15 protein-coding genes are annotated in these 16,657 nt (G+C 68.2%); 7 read left to right on the forward strand and 8 right to left on the reverse strand.

Annotated elements, in window-relative coordinates; genetic code table 11:
- On the forward strand, positions 1-1,401 hold the full coding sequence (locus Dac01nite_RS10500; protein WP_203656743.1) for an aminotransferase-like domain-containing protein: 1,401 nt from the start codon (positions 1-3) through the stop codon (positions 1,399-1,401).
- A 1,184-nt stretch (positions 1,402-2,585) separates the two neighbouring features.
- Here the strand turns inward: Dac01nite_RS10500 and Dac01nite_RS10505 are convergent.
- The 3 genes from Dac01nite_RS10505 to Dac01nite_RS10515 are packed head-to-tail and all read right to left on the reverse strand — an operon-like array spanning position 2,586 to position 6,305.
- A complete protein-coding gene (locus tag Dac01nite_RS10505) occupies positions 2,586-3,500 on the reverse strand; it encodes a hypothetical protein (protein ID WP_203656744.1) in 915 nt (304 codons plus the stop codon).
- A gap of 43 nt (positions 3,501-3,543) precedes the next feature.
- Positions 3,544-5,403 (reverse strand): ORC-CDC6 family AAA ATPase, encoded by a 1,860-nt coding sequence (locus Dac01nite_RS10510; RefSeq protein ID WP_203656747.1) that lies wholly within the window; start codon positions 5,401-5,403, stop codon positions 3,544-3,546.
- An 8-nt stretch (positions 5,404-5,411) separates the two neighbouring features.
- Positions 5,412-6,305 (reverse strand): phosphoribosyltransferase-like protein, encoded by an 894-nt coding sequence (locus Dac01nite_RS10515; RefSeq protein WP_203656749.1) that lies wholly within the window; start codon positions 6,303-6,305, stop codon positions 5,412-5,414.
- Between the two features lie 70 nt (positions 6,306-6,375).
- Between Dac01nite_RS10515 and Dac01nite_RS10520 the strand changes: the two genes are divergently transcribed.
- The gene (locus Dac01nite_RS10520) at positions 6,376-6,552 is read left to right on the forward strand and encodes a hypothetical protein (RefSeq protein WP_203656750.1); all 177 of its coding nucleotides are present in this window, start codon (positions 6,376-6,378) and stop codon (positions 6,550-6,552) included.
- A 24-nt stretch (positions 6,553-6,576) separates the two neighbouring features.
- Here the strand turns inward: Dac01nite_RS10520 and Dac01nite_RS10525 are convergent, their stop codons facing one another.
- From Dac01nite_RS10525 to Dac01nite_RS10535, 3 genes are all read right to left on the reverse strand, one after another.
- The gene (locus Dac01nite_RS10525) at positions 6,577-7,557 is read right to left on the reverse strand and encodes an LLM class flavin-dependent oxidoreductase (protein ID WP_203656751.1); all 981 of its coding nucleotides are present in this window, start codon (positions 7,555-7,557) and stop codon (positions 6,577-6,579) included.
- A gap of 59 nt (positions 7,558-7,616) precedes the next feature.
- On the reverse strand, positions 7,617-9,086 hold the full coding sequence (locus tag Dac01nite_RS10530; RefSeq protein ID WP_203656752.1) for a thioredoxin domain-containing protein: 1,470 nt from the start codon (positions 9,084-9,086) through the stop codon (positions 7,617-7,619).
- A 101-nt stretch (positions 9,087-9,187) separates the two neighbouring features.
- Entirely contained in the window at positions 9,188-10,711 is a 1,524-nt protein-coding gene (locus tag Dac01nite_RS10535; RefSeq protein ID WP_373307248.1) for an aminopeptidase P family protein, read from the reverse strand.
- Here Dac01nite_RS10535 and Dac01nite_RS10540 point away from each other — a divergent pair.
- Both Dac01nite_RS10540 and Dac01nite_RS10545 read left to right on the forward strand, forming a co-directional pair.
- Complete coding sequence (locus Dac01nite_RS10540) at positions 10,617-11,441, forward strand: PHP domain-containing protein (RefSeq protein WP_203656754.1); 825 nt, start codon at positions 10,617-10,619, stop codon at positions 11,439-11,441. The two genes, Dac01nite_RS10535 and Dac01nite_RS10540, sit on opposite strands and share 95 nt — an antisense overlap.
- A 9-nt stretch (positions 11,442-11,450) precedes the next feature.
- Positions 11,451-12,044 (forward strand): GNAT family N-acetyltransferase, encoded by a 594-nt coding sequence (locus Dac01nite_RS10545; RefSeq protein WP_203656755.1) that lies wholly within the window; start codon positions 11,451-11,453, stop codon positions 12,042-12,044.
- Between the two features lie 59 nt (positions 12,045-12,103).
- Here Dac01nite_RS10545 and Dac01nite_RS10550 read toward each other — a convergent pair whose 3' ends face one another.
- Positions 12,104-13,720, reverse strand: coding sequence for a DEAD/DEAH box helicase (locus Dac01nite_RS10550; protein WP_203656756.1), 1,617 nt, complete (start codon positions 13,718-13,720; stop codon positions 12,104-12,106).
- 238 nt (positions 13,721-13,958) lie between these two features.
- On the opposite strand from Dac01nite_RS10550, the gene Dac01nite_RS10555 reads away from it, so the two are divergent.
- Positions 13,959-14,459: a gluconokinase gene (locus Dac01nite_RS10555; protein ID WP_203656758.1), complete on the forward strand. Its 501-nt coding sequence runs from the start codon at positions 13,959-13,961 to the stop codon at positions 14,457-14,459.
- Between the two features lie 5 nt (positions 14,460-14,464).
- On the opposite strand, the gene Dac01nite_RS10560 is transcribed toward Dac01nite_RS10555, so the two are convergent.
- Entirely contained in the window at positions 14,465-14,683 is a 219-nt protein-coding gene (locus Dac01nite_RS10560; RefSeq protein ID WP_203656760.1) for a DUF3107 domain-containing protein, read from the reverse strand.
- A gap of 50 nt (positions 14,684-14,733) precedes the next feature.
- Between Dac01nite_RS10560 and Dac01nite_RS10565 the strand changes: the two genes are divergently transcribed.
- Together Dac01nite_RS10565 and Dac01nite_RS10570 are read left to right on the forward strand one after the other, a co-directional pair.
- Positions 14,734-15,672, forward strand: coding sequence for a DUF3152 domain-containing protein (locus tag Dac01nite_RS10565; protein WP_203656762.1), 939 nt, complete (start codon positions 14,734-14,736; stop codon positions 15,670-15,672).
- A 10-nt stretch (positions 15,673-15,682) separates the two neighbouring features.
- Positions 15,683-16,627, forward strand: coding sequence for a DUF368 domain-containing protein (locus tag Dac01nite_RS10570; RefSeq protein WP_203656764.1), 945 nt, complete (start codon positions 15,683-15,685; stop codon positions 16,625-16,627).
- Positions 16,628-16,657 lie beyond the last annotated feature (30 nt).

The raw sequence follows: 16,657 nt of genomic DNA on the forward strand, positions 1-16,657 counted from the left end.
ATGCGCACCACAGCCGATCAGCTTCGCGACGTCCTCGACCACTGGCAGTCGGGGACCGGACCGCTCTACAGCCAGCTCGCGGACGCGATCGTGTCGCTCGCGGAGGCCGGCTCGCTCGACCACGGCACCCGCCTGCCGTCCGAGCGTGCGCTGGCCGACGCCCTGCACCTGTCCCGCAACACCGTCACCGCCGCCTACCAGCGGCTCCGCGACGAAGAGTGGCTCGAGGTGCGGCCCGGGGCCGCGCCCACGCTCGGCTCGCGAGCGCGAGGGCTCGATGGCATGTCCTATCAGGACCGCTTCGCACGCATCCTCCCCGGCGTACAGGCGCCGCTCGTGGGCCTGAGCTCGGCGTGCCCTCCGCCGGCGCCCGTGGTCTCGGAAGCGCTGCGCGACCCGGCCGCGATGATCGACGGCTCCGTCTCCGCCGGCACGGGCTACGCCGCCCTGGGCGACCCGGACCTGGTGCGGGCGATCGTCGAGCACCTGCGCGCTCGCGGCATCGACGCCCACCCCGACGAGGTGGTGGTGACCGCGGGCGGCCAGCAGGCGCTCTGGCTGGCGGTCACGGCGCTGGCTGGCCCGAGCTGCCCTGTCGCGATGGAGGCCGTCGCGTATCCAGGCGTGTTCGACGCGATCGCCTCCGCAGGGTCGAGGCCCCTCGCGCTGCCCATGACGCCCGACGGCCTCGACGTCGCCGCGTCGGTGAAGCTCATCCGCGCGGCCCGCCCCGACGTCGCGTATCTCACCAGCTTCCAGAACCCCACTGGAACGGCGCTCGCAGCCGAGGACGCGGCGCGGCTGCTCGCCGCAGCCGAGGCAGCCGGCACCACCGTGATCGACGATCGCATCACCGGGGAGCTCGCGCTGACCGGCTCCCCGCGCACCCCCTTCGCCGCGCTGGGCACCGGCGCGACGGTGGTGACCATCGGCGGGCTGTCGAAGATCTTCTGGGGCGGCATGCGCATCGGCTGGCTGCACACCAACGCCACGCTCGCCACGCAGCTGCGCAACCGCAAGGCGGCCATGGACCTGGGCAGCCCGGCCTTCTTCCAGCAGCTCGCGACGCGATTCCTGACAGCGCACTACGACGCGACCCTCGCGTGGCGGCTGGACTCCATGCGGGAGTCGCTCGCCGCGACCGTCGACGCGATCGCGGAGCACGGTCTGGACTGGGAGTTCCGGATGCCCGACGGCGGACCGTGCCTGTGGGTGAGGATCCCGGGTGGCAACGCCGAGCGCTTCGCGGCTCGGGCGGCCGATGCGGGCGTCCCGGTGGCGCCGGGCCCGGCCTTCGAGGTGATCCCAGGCGCCGGCGCGGAGTACTTCCGTCTGCCGTTCTACCTGCCGCCGGAGGACATGCGCCTGGGCGTGAAGATGCTGGCGGAGAGGGCGGCGTAGCCTCCGGTGGAGTCGGTGGAGTCGGTGGAGTCGGTGGAGTCGGTGGAGTCGGTGGAGTCGGTGGAGTCGGTGGAGTCGGCCCGCCCGCGCGATGGTCGCTAGAGCTATGACCAAGTTTTCGGTACAAGACCAACTGTGCTCAAGAAGTGCTCAAGGCGAACGCGCGTGATATAGGGAGCACATGACCCGCCGTAACTGCCCTCCAGAAGGCTGTAGTTCTCGACAATTCGTGCGCGGAGTTCATCTGGACCCAGTGTGCTCGACTTGAGCGCGAATATGCAGTCGCTCAGAACCACTTCGTCTGCCCGGTCCAACACGGCGATCTTGTCGACCGCGGGACGTCCAACTCTTGGAAGCAGAACGGCCGGACCCCGGATCCGGCGTCCGCGGGTCGTCCGCCGACTCGCCTTTGCGACCTTTCCGCCGCGAAGATTATCGGAGTGAATGAACTCCACTGGTGGTGAACTGCCGGAGTCGCTCAAGTGCACCGGCGTCGTGCCTCGGTAAAGCTCTACCGATTGGGTGGCTTTGCGGACGAAGGGCGGGATCACCGCCTCCAAGGACGCCTGTCGTCTCACCCCCGGCTCCTGGGTGAGCCTAACGAGCACAGTGGATGCATTTGTTCCAGCAAACGTACCTCGGCCATACTCTGCCAGCAGTTCAAGACTGTAGACCGCGCGGACCGCCTCGCGTGCCCTCTTGTCGATCTCAGAAGTCAAGACCGAGCGCGGAAGCAGGACCACTGCGGCTAGCGCCATAGGGGAGCGATCCAAAGCGCTTATCACGCAGGCCAAGGCACGCGAAGACCGCAGCTCGTCTCCCCGCAGGGTTGAGTGGAACCCGCGGTTGCCGCGATAGCTAAATGGTGGATTCAGAAGAAGTTGGGTGGGCTGCGGACAGGCATCATCGTGGCGGCAGGACATTTTAGGGCTGGCCGAGGAGAGTAGGTCGGCACGGCCAATGTGCCAGTAGGCCCGTGATCGGCTCAGTGCCTCGGTGACGGTCGGGTCCACGTCGGTCGCAAAGTACTGTCGCCGGCTTCCGAAGCGGTCTTCAGCGGCGTCGAGTAGAGCTCCTCCGCCTACGGCGAGGTCCCCGATCACACCATTCTGGTCGTCGGGAAGCGCGGCCGCCATCGCCGCCGCAATCTCGAACGGCGTGTAGTGAGCGTCGATGGCTATTCCCTAGTGATCGACGCGCGACTCGTCCGCCGCGCGATCAAGCAAGAAACCGGAGATGTCGTACGTACACACACGATGGACTCCGCGAGCGGCGTCCTCCCTCGGCACAGGGTGATCGTAGACGATCTCGACGCGCCCAGGGTTCGTCAGTGCAAACAGAATCGCACCCACCCCATGCGGTCGGGTCCCAATGGGTGCCACGATTAGGTACGGATCGTCCTCATCGCGTGCGATATCCTCCAGCAGCCCAAAGACGGAGAATGGACAACTTGCTTTCGCGAATCTCACTCTCCGGAACATGAAGCCGTCTGCGAGGGGATCCTGATTGCCGGCCCATGCAGAGAACGGGTAGTCGAGCCGATAGCCAGGAACGCCGACCACGGGATGTACCGATTCAGCAGGCTCCTGAACGGTCTCTACGATGTAGCCGAGGCGATTGCCTTCGAACCCTAGGAGAGGGACTACAAGCTTGTTGTCTTCGTGCTCGGCTGAAATCTTGGCGAACCCGGGAAGCGGACGCACGCCTCGAATTGTTTCGCTCAGGTCGAAGAGTACGCCCCGCTCATTGAAGTCGCTCTCGACGTACTCGTTGGGCGCGCGGTAGACGACGTGAAGTGCCTGCGGCACATCGAGTGCTGCCTTCAATAGGGGCGCCCACAGGGCGTAAGGCAACTGAGTGATGTCCAAGTACATTGGCCGGCCGATGCCGGAGAGGTACTCAACGACATGGTCTAGCTCGTACAGGTCAAGCTCCGTCGTAGAAGCTTCTCCAAGCGTCGCCTCAACGCGCGCTTCGCCCGATGGGCTCAGGACGAGAAAGAGCGTTCCTGCGGACTCCTCGCTAGCGCGCCACTCGTTGTCAATTGCTCCTCGCGGGCCTGCCCCCGAGCCATATATGTACACCGCTGCTGCGGGCACGTGAAACTGCTGCGGCTCGCATTCCCGAGTGCGAAGCAACGTATCAAGACTCGGCACGGAACACCTCCGAGAAAAGCGTGTTCTCGCTGGCGGCGGTGTCGTGAGGCGACCTGCTCGCGCGCTTGAGGATGACGTCGAGATGGCGGCGTGGGTCAGAGCCAAGACCCAGAATCTCGCCAGCGCGCAACTTCAACTTGCGCTTTCGACGATGACTGTAGTTGAAGTACGCAGAGAATATGGGATGAAGCTGGTAGCTAAAGTCGCTCACCTCACCTGACGCTGACGCCCGCTTGTCGGTTCGAAAGCGAGTGAGGGCGATATGCATCACTCCGGCATTGAGAAGCGGCAATGCACCTTCAATATTGCCCGTTGGAGTGAACTGATTGACCTCGGGTGCATGACCCTCCGGATGCGCAGCAAGAACTTGAAAAAGCCGGCCCAATCCTAGAACCAGTCGCGCGAGCTGCGCACCCTCGGCAGCGAGACCCGGGAGTTGTAGTAAAGCCCTTTCAGGCACACTGTGCGCCGCCGCTGTCTGCGTTCTGGGTGATACAGGATCCTCAAGAGAGTTGTCAAGTTCGAGGTGGCGATTGAGCGCCTCGAAAACCAGCTCCAACAAGAACCTGATGTTGCCATCGGCAAGCAGAGTATAGGTTCCCCAGCCGCAGTAGAACTTCTTCTTCCCGAGTTTATTTCTTCCAAGTGTGAACAGCATCGCATAGGCGTGGTTGTTGTACGCGTTTCGAAGCTTCGTCCTATTTCCGACGTAGGCGGAGCAAGTATCTACAAGAGTGCGCTCTTCAGCGCGCGCAAGATAATCAAGCAACAGAACGTAACTCACTGGCAGAGCCTCAACTTGCTCGACAAGTCCTTGCGACGCTCCCTGCTCAGACAGGCTCTCGATCACTCGCCTCGAGGCCGGCTCGCCGTCGAGCTGCAATGCTTCCTCGTCGACCGTCAGTCCTGGTAGGAGCGCACGGATTTCCGGCGCTTCGGCTCCATCGAAGACGCGATTGAGCCGTAGCTGGCAGATGTTCCGAGCGAACTCCTCAAAGGCGTCTCCACGGAGGCTCTGCGCGATATCGACAGAAGCAAAATCTGCTGGCTCCGAAATTGCCTGGCCATTTCCTAAGGTGCCAACCTCCCGATGCCCAGTTTCCTTGACCCCAATCTTGAAGGTGTAGGCCGCATCGCCGGAGTGCTTAACTAACGTGTTTATGACGCGCTGCTGATAGTTCAGCAGGTTTTCAAACTCATCTACTAGGAAATAAACGGGAAGCTCACCGCCGGGCTTCAGCGCCGAGACCTCGGCTGCTAATTCGTCGAGCGGTCTGCCAGGCAGGGAGAGCGTGACCGCATCTAGGGCCGATGAACTGTTGATGCGAGTCTCAAGATCGAGCAGCGCCTCATGAATCGATCTCGCGAGCGCTGCGGCCGAGGAGCACGATTCTAGCCCAAGAGAAGTCGCAGTGGCGCGGCAGGCGCTGCGGTCTGAGGGGCCAGCATTGACCCTATCATCGTGCCAGATAAGAAAGCGAGCCAACTTCTCCGCGAGTACAAGGTTGACATAGTGGCCGAACACGCTTTCCCATTTGTGCTCGTCGTATCCTCGCTGTTCGAAGGCACTCACAGCATTGGTGTTGACTCGCCAGTACACGCCGACGTGATTCCAGCGATCTAGGTCCTCTCCCTGTAGCGCTGCCTCACCCTCGTAGGACAGGCCCCTCAGGACTGTAGTCTTGCCAGTCCCCCGGCCGCCGATTAGGAACACTGGACGCATGGTCAATAACTCGGGCCAGTAGGTTGGCCTCGTGAACAAGCCGAACAGTTCGTGACGAAGATACTCTGCCCTTACTCCACCAAAATTCGCGTGGAGCGCCTCTACCTGGTCGTTGACTTCCATGAGTATCGCTACCTCCGCTTCACTAGGCAGGTCCATCCGGGGGTCTCAGCCCAGAACAGCGGGATCGTCGCATCGGGCACGGAGTGTTCGAAGGCGATGGCCAAGCCCAGTTCCTTGTATCCGTATCGTGCGTTCTCTTGGATTCCCGCGCGCTCGGATGCGGAGGCAATCGTGTCAACAATTGTTGCTCGCACGTCTGAGGGTAGAAGGTAGCACTCAGGGTGGGTGACGGAGGCTTCCGCCGCAAGCAGGTGTGCGCAAGCGAGGTGTACTTGCGGGGCAACTTCGGCGATACGTGTCGCTGCAGTCGATGTAGACACGGCGTTGCAGTACACAACGCTCGACAGGCGCCCTTCGTTTGCGAGTCCTGCCATCGAGTACTCGCGGCCGTCAAGCAGTGGGTAGTTTCGCTCCCACGTCTTGATGAACTGGTCGCCGCTGCCTGCGAAGTCGTCGATCAGCATAAGAGGACGCCGTCGGCCGAACGCCAGGCTTGCGACAGCATCTTCTGGCATCATCAACTGTGACTCGGTGATACCGAGTCTTTGTCGAGCGCGTCTTGCGAAAAGATGTCCCGAATCGGTGGGGTTCGGTGTTTCACCGGTTGGGAATGTGACAATCAGTCCCTCGCGGTACTCGGCCCAACTCGCGCGAGTAGGAAAGACGGGGCTAGCGTCCTTATCGGTTCGACTCGAGATGTCGTGATACGCGGAGCGCAAGAGCTGGTTGGTGTGCTCGTCGTCAAAGTAGACGAATGCATTTAGCAACGCAATTGCATGGTCGTATTCTTCTTCGGTAAAGTTGGCCAGCCACTTTTGCGGGTTGGTGTCCGAGGGGATCCGTGGCCAGATTCCAAAGTTCGAGAATCCATTCCGAGTTCGAAGAATCGTGTCGACATGCACCGTTGGACCACCGTAGTTCTCGTACCCGTTTTGAGCTCGCGGACGTGCGCCAGTATTCCCTAGCACGACGGTGCGGTCAACGGAGCGCTTCGCGGCTCGCGCGGCCGATGCGGGCGTCCCGGTGGCGCCGGGCCCGGCCTCCGAGGTGATCCCCGGCGCCGGCGCGGAGTACTTCCGCCTGCCGTTCTGCCTGCCGCCGGAGGACATGCGCCTGGGCGTGAAGATGCTGGCGGAGAGGGCGGCGTAGAGGCCTCCGTCCCGCCAGCGCGCGTCAGGCTGCGGCGGTCAGCCGTACCGAATCGACCCGCGCATCGGCCTCCAGAGCGCCGTGCGCGGTGATGACCTCGTCCGCTCCCAGCGACCGAGCGAACTCGTCGAGCCACGCGCGCGCCTGAGCCCCTGTGCCCACCGCGGTGATGCGCATCATGTCCGCGAGCTGGACGCCCTGCGGCGAGACCAGGAACGCGTCGATGTCCGCGTCCGAGTACTCCGGGACGGAGGGGCCGCGCTTGAGCATGCCGCGCACCCGCCAGCGACGCGAGCGCTCGAACTGGTCCTGCGCCTGCGCCGGATCCTCGGCGGCGAAGACGTTCGCCGCGACCATGAGGTGCGGCTCGGCGAGCTGCTGGGACGGCTGGAACCCGTCGCGATACGCGGCGACGGCCTCGTGCAGCGCGGCGGGGGCGAAGTGCGAGGCGAAGGCGTACGGGAGCCCCAGCTGCGCCGCGAGCTGGGCGCCGAACAGCGACGACCCCAGGATGTACAGCGGTACGTGCGTGCCCTTGCCTGGCGTGGCGACCACGCCGTGCACCCTCGACTCGTCGCCCAGATAGCCCTGCAGCTCGAGCACATCCTGGGGGAAGCGATCGGAGGCCTCGGGTGTGCGTCGCAGCGCCCCGAACACGAGGCGATCCCCGCCAGGCGCGCGGCCGAGCCCTAGGTCGATGCGCCCTGGGTGGAGCTCCGCGAGCGTGCCGAACTGCTCCGCGATCGTGAGCGGCGAGTGGTTGGGCAGCATGACGCCGCCCGCGCCGAGGCGGATGGACGTCGTGTGCGCCGCGACGTGCGCGATCAGCACGCTCGTGGCGGAGGACGCGATGCGCTCCATGTTGTGGTGCTCGGCGTACCACACGCGCTCGTAGCCGGCGGTCTCCGCGGCCTGCGCGAGTGCGACGGAGTGGCGGAAGGAATCGGCAGGGGTCTCGCCCGGCGCGATGGGCGCGAGGTCGAGGACGGACAGGCGTGTGGGCATCTCTCTCCAGGCTGGGGGCGCCTGGACAACGCCGCGGCGTGCGCGCGTATGCCCGGACGCTAGGGCCTGTCGCCGCCCAGGGCCGCCAGCGGATCGCTCTCGGGCTCGAGCTCGGGCTGACGCGACGCACGCACCCGCACGGTGACCAGATGGATCGCGAGTGCGAGACCGAACGCGGCGGCGAAGAGCGACAGCGCCGCGACGGGGCTCTCCATGAGCGTGGGGTCGATGACCATCACTGCGGCGAGCACCAGCATGGTGACGCCGGCGAAGAGCTTGAGCAGCTCGCCGTGCCGGTCCTGGATCTTGGTCGAGCGCATCGTCACCACGGCGATCCCGAAGATCAGCAGCTCGTCCAGCAGGAAGGGCACCATGTACGCGACGAACAGGCCGGCGGTCTCCGCGGGCCCCACGCCGTTCGCGTGCAGCATCCCCGTCCACAGCACCGGGAAGCCGGCGGTGCACGGCGTCTCCAGCAGCGACACCCCCACCGCGAGCACCACGGTGGCTCCCAGCGCCGGCAGCAGCGCCTTCTTGCCTGCGGCCTCGCGCATGCGCCGGTAGATGCCGGGCTTGTCCTCCTTGCGGATGGTGAAGGACACCCCCTTGCCGAAGGCGAAGTAATCCTTGACCGACACCACCCCGAACACGCCGGCCACGGCCGCCACGGCGAGCTGGATCCAGCCCATGAAGCCCACCACGGCCAGCGCCGAGTAGAAGGCCGCCATGTACAGCCCGTACATCGCCGCCGTCACCACCAGGAAGGTGGTGCCGATGGCGATCAGGCGGCGCCGGGAGTTGGTGCGCAGCACGATCGCGAGCAGCACGGACAGCACCCACAGCGAGCAAGGATTGATGCCGTCGACGAAGCCGATCACGATGGTGGACACCAGCAGCGAGTCCGCGCTGAGCGTCACCTCGCCCGCCAGCGGCACGTCGATCACCGTCTGCGGGGACTCTGCGCTGCACAGGCCCTCGTCCTGCGAGCAGGTGCCGGCACCGGCCGTACCGAAGACCCCCGGCATCGGCGCGCCGCCGTTCTCGACGGTCGCGATCGCGCCGGCCATGTCCTGCTCGATCTGATCCGTCCAGCCGATCCACACGCGCTCGCCGATCACGGTCGTGGGCACGGACCCGGCCTCGAAGCCCAGGCGCGCGGCCTCGGCGGCGAACAGCTCCTGGTTGGCGGCGTCGCCCCACACCTCGTACTGCACGATCCGGAGCTCGGGATGCTGGGCCTCGACCGTCTCGAGCCACTCCTTCTCAGCGGCGCAGTTGGGGCAGCCGTCGCCCCAGAACAGCACCAGATCCGCGTCCGGATCCACGGCCGATGCCCCGGTGGCCCGGGACGGGGCGGCTGGGGCGATTCCGGTGCTCGCGCCCGCGACGGTCGCGACCGAGGGCTCGGAGGCGGCGGCCACGTAGGCGCTCAGCGTCCTTCCTCCCACGAGCGCCAGCACTGTCAGGGCGAGCAGTGCGCCGCACACGACGGCGAGAGCGCGCTGCGCGCGCGAGGCGGGGGCGTGCATGGTGGCTCCAGTGCTCGACGACTGCGCCGCTGGCGCGGCGATGCCGTCAGGCTAGGCGCGGCCCCTGGGGCGGCCTCGGGACCCTGGTCCCGAGAGCGCTGCTACGCCCGGCGGTGCTTCCGCATCCAGGCCTCCACCGCATCGGCGTCACGCGGCAGGGCGGCGGACAGGTTCTCCACGCCGTCCTCGGTGACCAGCACGTCGTCCTCGATGCGCACGCCGATGCCGCGCAGCTCCGCGGGCACCGCGAGATCGTCGGCCTTGAAGTACAGGCCGGGCTCGATGGTGAAGACCATGCCGGGCTCGAGAGGCCCGTCCATGTACAGCTCGCGCTTCGCCGCCGCGCAGTCGTGCACGTCGAGTCCCAGGTGATGCGACGTGGAGTGCACCATCCAGCGGCGGAACAGCTTGGACTCGGGGTCCTTCGACTCGGGGACGATGCCCCACGCGGTCAGCCGGGCCTCGATGACCTCCATCGCCGCCTCGTGTACGTCGCGGAAGCTCACGCCGGGACGCGCCGCCGCGAACGCCGCATCAGCCGCCTCGAGGACCACGCCGTACACACGCCGCTGCACCTCGGTGAACTCGCCGTTGACGGGCATGGTGCGCGTGATGTCCGCGGTGTAGAGGCTCTCGACCTCGACCCCGGCGTCGAGCAGCAGCAGGTCGCCGTTCCGAACCTGGCCGTGGTTGGTGATCCAGTGCAGCGTGGTGGCGTGATCACCGGACGCGGCGATGGTCTCGTAGCCCACGGCGTTGCCCTCCTCGCGCGCGTGGCCGTCGAACGTGGCCTCGACCACGCGCTCGCCTCGCTTGTGAGCGATCGCGCGCGGCAGCTCCCCCACCACGCGCTCGAAGCCCGCGATGGTCGCGTCCACCGCATCACGCAGCTGCTGGATCTCCCACTCGTCCTTGACCAGGCGCATCTCGGACAGCGCGCGACGAACGGCCTTGACCGGCTGGGCGTGCAGGCGGATGCCGCTCGGCAGCTCGGACAGCGGCGCGGTGGCGATGCCCGTCATCGCCGCGAACTCCTCGAGGCCGGGCCGGCGGCCAATCCAGAACTCTCCCGTGCGGGGGTCGGTGTAGAAGTCGTCGTCGTCCTTCCCGGCCGGCGGCACCAGATAGAGCGTCGCCTCGTGTCCGCCTTCGACCGGCTCCATCACGAGAACCGCGCCCGGCTCGCGGTCGGTGCCCAGCCCCGTCAGGTAGGCGAAGTCGCGGTCAGGGGAGAAGCGGTAGTCGGTGTCGTTGCTGCGCACCTTGAGCTCGCCGGCGGGAGCGACGATGCGCGTGCCGGAGAAGCGCTCGGACAGTCTCTGGCGGCGCTCGGCGGCGAAGGACGCGGAGGCCATCGCCGTGGTCTCCCGGTCCTCGGGCTCCGCCCATTCCGAGCCGATCCACGCCTTGAACTCGGCGTTGTCGGGGCGCAGGGCGCGGGCCTTGTTGGTCTTGTCTGACTGCTCTTCGCTCACCGCCCTATGGTCGCATGCGGGCGCAGCGCGCTTGAGCGCCCGTACGCTGACTGTCATGCGCATCGACCTCCACACGCACTCGACCGTCTCCGACGGGACGGGCAGCCCGGCACAGGTGATGCGAGAGGCCGCCGATGCGGGGCTCGACATCGTCGCACTCACCGATCACGACAGCGTCGACGGCTGGGAGGCGGCTGCCGCCGAGGCTGCGTCGCTGGGGCTCGGCTTCGTGCCCGGCATCGAGGTGTCCTGCCGCCACCATGGCATCTCGATCCATCTGCTGAGCTATTGGCACGATCCCTCGGACGAGGGTGTCGAGGGGATGCTCCGGCGCACGCGCGAGGCGCGCGTCCATCGTGCCCGCGAGATCGTCGAGCGCATCGGCGTCGACTTCCCGATCACCTGGGAGGCCGTGATCGAACGCTCCGGCGGCGCCGTCACCGTGGGTCGCCCCCACATCGCCGATGCTCTGGTGGACCAGGGCGTGGTGCCCAACCGCAGTGCGGCCTTCGACAGCATCCTCATCCCCGGCTCCCGCTACTACGTCCCGCACTACGCCCCGGAGGTGACGGACGCGGTACGGACCATGGCGGCGGCAGGCGGAGTCACGGTGTTCGCCCACCCTGGTGCAGATGCGCGCGGGCGCATCGTCACCACCTCGGTGATCGAGCGCATGGCGCGCGCGGGACTCACGGGACTCGAGGTCGACCATCGCGACCACGACGAGCGTCAGCGGGACCGCCTGGGACGCATCGCCGACCGGCTGGGGCTGGTGCGCACCGGGGCGAGCGACTACCACGGCACGGGCAAGCTCAACCGGCTGGGCGAGAACCTGACGTCTCCCCACGCCCATGCGCGACTGGAGGCTGCGCGTCCTTAGAATCGCGCCATGCCCTTCGCCGCCGCGCCAGTGCTCGAGAACCCCTGGGTGCGCCTCGAGCCATTGACGCTCGCCCACGCGCCCGAGCTCGCGGGTGCGATCGCCGCCGGAGACCTGGCGAGGATCGCCTACACCCGCATCCCGCCGCCCGATGCGGTGGACGAGGAGATCGAGCGACGCCTGGCTCTTCAGCGCGAGGGCTGGATGGCGCCCTGGGCGGTCGTGGACAGCGCGTCAGGGCGAGCGGTGGGCATGACCACCTACATGAACATCGACGCGCTGCACCGCCGCGTCGAGATCGGCTCCACGTGGCTCGCGCGCCAGGTGCAGGGCACGCGGGTCAACCCCGCCATGAAGCTCCTGCTGCTCTCTCGAGCGTTCGAGGATCTCGGATGCATCGCGGTCGAGCTGCGCACTGACCGTCGCAACGCGCAGTCGCGCGCGGCCATCGAGAAGCTGGGCGCGCGCGAGGACGGCGTGCTGCGCCATCACATGATCATGCCCGACGGGCATCTGCGCGACACGGTCGTGTACTCGGTGCTCGCCCAGGAGTGGCCCGCCGTGCGCGAGCGTCTGCTGGCGCGCCTGAGCGAGCCCTCCTAGTCGCACGCGAAGGGCCCCGCCGACGCGTGGTCGACGGAGCCCTTCGTGGAGTGTGGAGGTCAGTCCTGCTGCTGCGCGGGCTGCCCGCCCTGGCCGCCCTGTCCGCCAGCGCCGCCCGAGCGGCGACGGCGACGGTTGCGCTTGCGGGGCTGGCCGCCCTCGGAGCGATCGCTAGAGCCGGCGCCGGATGCCTGCTCGCGGGGCGCATCGGCCGGGCGATCGCCACGGCTGCCGCCGCGTCCGCCGCCCTGGCCACCGCGGCCGCCGCGCGAGCGGCCGCCCGGTCCGCCGTCACGGCCTCCGCGACCGCCGTCGCGGCCGCCTCGACCGCCGTCGCGACCACGGTCGCCGCCGGGCTTCTTGCCCGTCTCGCCCAGGTCCTCGACCCGCTCGGCCTCGAGGCCCTCGAGGGTGCGCTTGTCACGGGGCAGGCGTCCCTTGGTGCCCGCGGGGATGCGCAGCTCCTCGTACAGGTGGGGGGAGCTCGAGTAGGTCTCGACGGGCTCCGGGAACCCCAGGTCGAGAGCCTTGTTGATGAGGCCCCAGCGCGGGATGTCGTCCCAGTCCACGAAGGTGACGGCGATGCCTGTCTTCCCAGCGCGGCCCGTGCGGCCAATGCGGTGCAGGTACGTCTTCTCGTCCTCGGGGCACTGGTAGTTGACGACGTGGGTGACGTCGTCGACATCGATGCCGCGCGCAGCCACGTCCGTGGCGACCAGCACGTCGATCTTGCTGTTGCGGAAGGCGCGCAGCGCCTGCTCGCGTGCGCCCTGACCCAGGTCTCCATGGATCGCGCCGGCAGCGAAGCCGCGGTCGCGCAGCTCGTCCGAGACCTTCGCGGCGGTGCGCTTGGTGCGGGCGAACACGACGGTGCGGCCGCGGCCCTCGGACTGCAGGATGCGGGCGAGCACCTCCACCTTGTCCATCGCGTGCGCGCGGTAGATGAACTGCGCGGTGGCCTTGACGGTCGCGCCGTCATCATCCGGGTCGGCGGCGCGAATGTGCGTGGGCTGCGTCATGTAGCGGCGGGCCAGGGCCACGACCGGTCCGGGCATGGTGGCGGAGAACAGCATGGTGTGGCGCGAGGCCGGTGTCGCGGCGAGCAGGCGCTCGACGTCAGGCAGGAAGCCCAGGTCGAGCATCTCGTCCGCCTCGTCGAGCACCACGGTGCGCACGTAGCGCAGGTCGAGGTGGCCCTGGTTGAGCAGGTCGATCATGCGGCCGGGGGTGCCCACGACGACCTCGGCTCCGCGCTGGAGCGCCTCGATCTGCGGCTCGTACGCACGGCCGCCGTAGATCTGGACGATGCGCGTGGACCGCTTCTTGGATGCGGTCTCGAGGTCGCCTGCCACCTGCACTGCGAGCTCGCGGGTGGGGGCCACGACGAGCGCCTGCGGCTTGCCCGGCTCGTCGAGCTCGTCGAAGCCGGCCTCGCCGGGAGACGCGGTGCGGTGCAGCAGCGGCACGCCGAAGCCGAGCGTCTTGCCGGTTCCCGTCTTCGCCTGGCCGATGATGTCGTGGCCGGACAGCGCGACGGGCAGCGTCATCGACTGGATGGGGAACGGCGTCTCGATGCCCTTGTCCGCGAGCGCCTGAGCGATCAGCGGGTTGATGGGGTACTCGGCGAACGTCTTCTCGGGGGCGGGCGCGGGAGCGTCCGTGGTGGTGTCAGTCATGTGGATCCTTGATCGCGCGCGCCCACACGGGCGCGTCTTCGGCGGGCAGCCGATCGCGAATCATTGTCCTTGCGGCCTTCGCTCTCTTCAGCGGCACCGCGCATCTCATGACGACCGGTCAGCCCCGGGTCGCTCACCAGTCTACCGTGCGGCCCTCCACCACGCCCCCCTCCACGCAAGGCGCGCCGAACTCGGTGGGGACAGGGGTGCGCCGGCAGGCACGTCTACTCTTGTCGGCATGCGAGTCGTGGTCATGGGCGTCACCGGGTGCGGCAAGTCGACCGTGGGCGCGAGCCTCGCCCAGCGCATCGGCGCGGAGTTCGCCGATGCGGACGACTTCCACCCCGCGAGCAACGTGGCGAAGATGACGGCGGGCATCGCGCTCACCGACGCGGACCGCTGGCCGTGGCTCGAAGAGGTGGCCTCCTGGCTCGCGAGCCGCGACGAGGCCGTGGTGGCGTGCTCAGCGCTGAAGCGCTCCTACCGCGACCTCCTCCGGGCCGTGGCCGGCGACGTGATGTTCGTCCACCTCGCGGCGCCTCAGAGCGTCCTCGAGCCGCGGGTGCGCCTGCGCGCCGAGCGCGACGGCCACTTCGCGCCGCCGGGCCTTCTCGACTCCCAGTACGCGACGCTCGAGCCCCTGGAGCCGGACGAGCCGGGCGGCGCCGTTGACGTGGAGACGGCCGATGCCGCGGCGGTCACGGACGCCGCCCTGCACCTGGTCGCAGGGCGGCCGTGAGGACGTCAGGCGTTGAAGCCCACGCGCCGCTTGCTCTCCTCGCCGATCTCCACGTAGCCGAGCGCGCCGGCAGGGACCACCAGCCGGCGGCCCTTCGTGTCGGACACGTCCAAGGTCGCCCCAGCGAGCGCATCGGCGACCGCCTTCGCGACCTCGTCCGAGCCCATGTCCGTCTCGAGCACGATCTCGCGAGCGACGTTCTGAATACCGATCCGGATCTCCACCGTGGCCTCCTGTGGTCAGTGATGATGGCGTCACTGATTATCGTAGAGGCGTGAATCGAGGGGACGGGGCGATGTTCGCGCGCAGGGGAACCGGTGGGCCCGGCCTTCGGGCCGTGGTGCTGGTGATCCTCGTCGCGTTCGTCGCCGGCATCGCGATGGGATGGGGCACTGGCCTCATCGGCGAGCAGCTCGCGGCGCCCGCGCCGTCGCCCTCACCGTCCTCCACTCCCACGCCCTCACCCACACCCGATGTCTCGGTGCCGCCCGTGGAGCCCATCGATCGCCAGCTCGACGAGGCGGACCGACTGGCCGGGCTCACGTCCCTGGCCGTCCCAGAGGAGGGCGAGGGCACGTTCACCGTCGGGTCCACCGATGGGGAGCCGAGCGGCGACGCCGCCTCCGTCAAGTGGGTGCGGGTGGAGTACGAGGACGGCCTGGAGATGAACGGCAGGGCGCTGAGCCAGTTCGTGCTCGCCGTGCTGAACGACCACCGCGGGTGGGGCGCTCGCGGGCGGTACGAGTTCGTGCCCACCTCCGGCGCGCCTGACATGCGCATCGTGGTGGCGAGCCCGACGACCACCGCCGCCACATGCCTCAACCCCCACGCCCCAGCGAGCATCGGCGCTGCGGTGGACGAGGAGACGACGCCGACTCCCACCCCGGAGCCGAGCCCCTCGGAGGCGATCACCTGCGCGGATCGCGGCCTCATCATGATCAGCCACTACGACTGGGCCGCGGGTCTCGACGCCTACGGCGAGGACCGCACCGGCTCGCGCGCGTTCCAGGTCAACCATGGCGTGGGTCACCTGCTGGGCGATGAGGACGGCGTGTGCGCCTCGGGCCGTGCGCTCATCATGACGGACCAGCGCGACCTCGCTGAGGAATGCGAGCCCAACCCGTGGCCCTGGCCCGACGAGCCCGCCCCAGAGCCCAGTGAGACGCCGCAGCCCACCGCCTCGCCCGCGGCTCGCGAGCAGGACGCTGGGTAGACTCGCGCCCATGTCAGCGCACACCGGGCCCGGCTCGGGCCTCCCGCCTCAGCGGGGTCCTCGACACTTCATCCTGAACGTGGCTCGCGGCGGCGTCATCGGCGCCGTGGAGATCGTGCCGGGAGTGTCCGGCGGCACCATGGCGCTCGTCCTGGGCGTCTACGACACCCTCATCGACTCCGCCGGCTCGCTCGTGCGCGGCGCGGTCGCGTGGGCACGCCGCGACAGGGACCTCGCGCGCGAGCACATGAGCCATGTGCGGTGGCGCGTGCTGCTCCCGCTCGGCATCGGCATGCTGACCGCGATCGTGCTGGTCGCCGCGGCCATCGCGCCATTCCTCGAGGACCACCCCGAGGAGATGCGGGCTCTCTTCGCCGGGCTGATCGTCGCCTCGCTCGCCGTGCCCATCGGGATGGTCGAGCGCTGGCGAGCGCCGCAGTACGCGATCGCGGCCGTCGCGGCCGTCGCGGCGTTCCTGCTGACCGGGCTCACCGGAACCGAGCGGTCCGATCCCTCGTTGCTGATGGTCGCAGGCGCCGCTTCCGTCGCGGTGTGCGCGCTGGTGCTGCCCGGCGTGTCCGGATCCTTCCTGCTCGTGGTGCTCGGCATGTACGCGCCCACGATCGCCGCGGTGAACGACCGCGATCTCGTGTACCTGGGTGCGTTCTCGATCGGAGCGATCATCGGTCTGTCGGCGTTCGTGACGGGCCTCCAGTGGCTGCTCGCGCACCGTCGCTCGCTCACCTTGGCCGCGATGACGGGGCTGATGGTGGGCTCGCTGCGGGCCCTGTGGCCGTGGCAGGACGAGGACGGCGCGCTCGAGGCGCCGTCAGGAGACGTCGGCGTCGCGGTGGGGCTGTTCCTCCTCGGCATCGCCGTCGTGGTCGCGCTGCTGGCCCTCGAGCGCAGGGCCAAGCGCCGGGCGGCCGTGCAGCTGGAGGCCGCCGGGCGATGAGCCTCGGCTGTGTCAGTGGCGGATGCTGAG

The sequence above is a fragment of the Demequina activiva genome (genome assembly GCF_016862815.1).
Taxonomy (GTDB): Bacteria; Actinomycetota; Actinomycetes; order Actinomycetales; family Demequinaceae; genus Demequina; species Demequina activiva.

Bases quoted from the DNA above. Each gene is read 5' to 3' on its own strand.
- Dac01nite_RS10510 (WP_203656747.1), bottom strand. From the start codon at position 5,403: ATGGAAGTCAACGACCAGGTAGAGGCGCTCCACGCGAATTTTGGTGGA.
- Dac01nite_RS10555 (WP_203656758.1), top strand. From the start codon at position 13,959: ATGCGAGTCGTGGTCATGGGCGTCACCGGGTGCGGCAAGTCGACCGTG.
- Dac01nite_RS10545 (WP_203656755.1), top strand. From the start codon at position 11,451: ATGCCCTTCGCCGCCGCGCCAGTGCTCGAGAACCCCTGGGTGCGCCTC.
- Dac01nite_RS10525 (WP_203656751.1), bottom strand. From the start codon at position 7,557: ATGCCCACACGCCTGTCCGTCCTCGACCTCGCGCCCATCGCGCCGGGC.
- Dac01nite_RS10540 (WP_203656754.1), top strand. From the start codon at position 10,617: ATGCGCATCGACCTCCACACGCACTCGACCGTCTCCGACGGGACGGGC.
- Dac01nite_RS10530 (WP_203656752.1), bottom strand. From the start codon at position 9,086: ATGCACGCCCCCGCCTCGCGCGCGCAGCGCGCTCTCGCCGTCGTGTGC.
- Dac01nite_RS10535 (WP_373307248.1), bottom strand. From the start codon at position 10,711: ATGTCGAGCCCCGCATCGGCGGCCTCTCGCATCACCTGTGCCGGGCTG.
- Dac01nite_RS10550 (WP_203656756.1), bottom strand. From the start codon at position 13,720: ATGACTGACACCACCACGGACGCTCCCGCGCCCGCCCCCGAGAAGACG.
- Dac01nite_RS10500 (WP_203656743.1), top strand. From the start codon at position 1: ATGCGCACCACAGCCGATCAGCTTCGCGACGTCCTCGACCACTGGCAG.
- Dac01nite_RS10570 (WP_203656764.1), top strand. From the start codon at position 15,683: ATGTCAGCGCACACCGGGCCCGGCTCGGGCCTCCCGCCTCAGCGGGGT.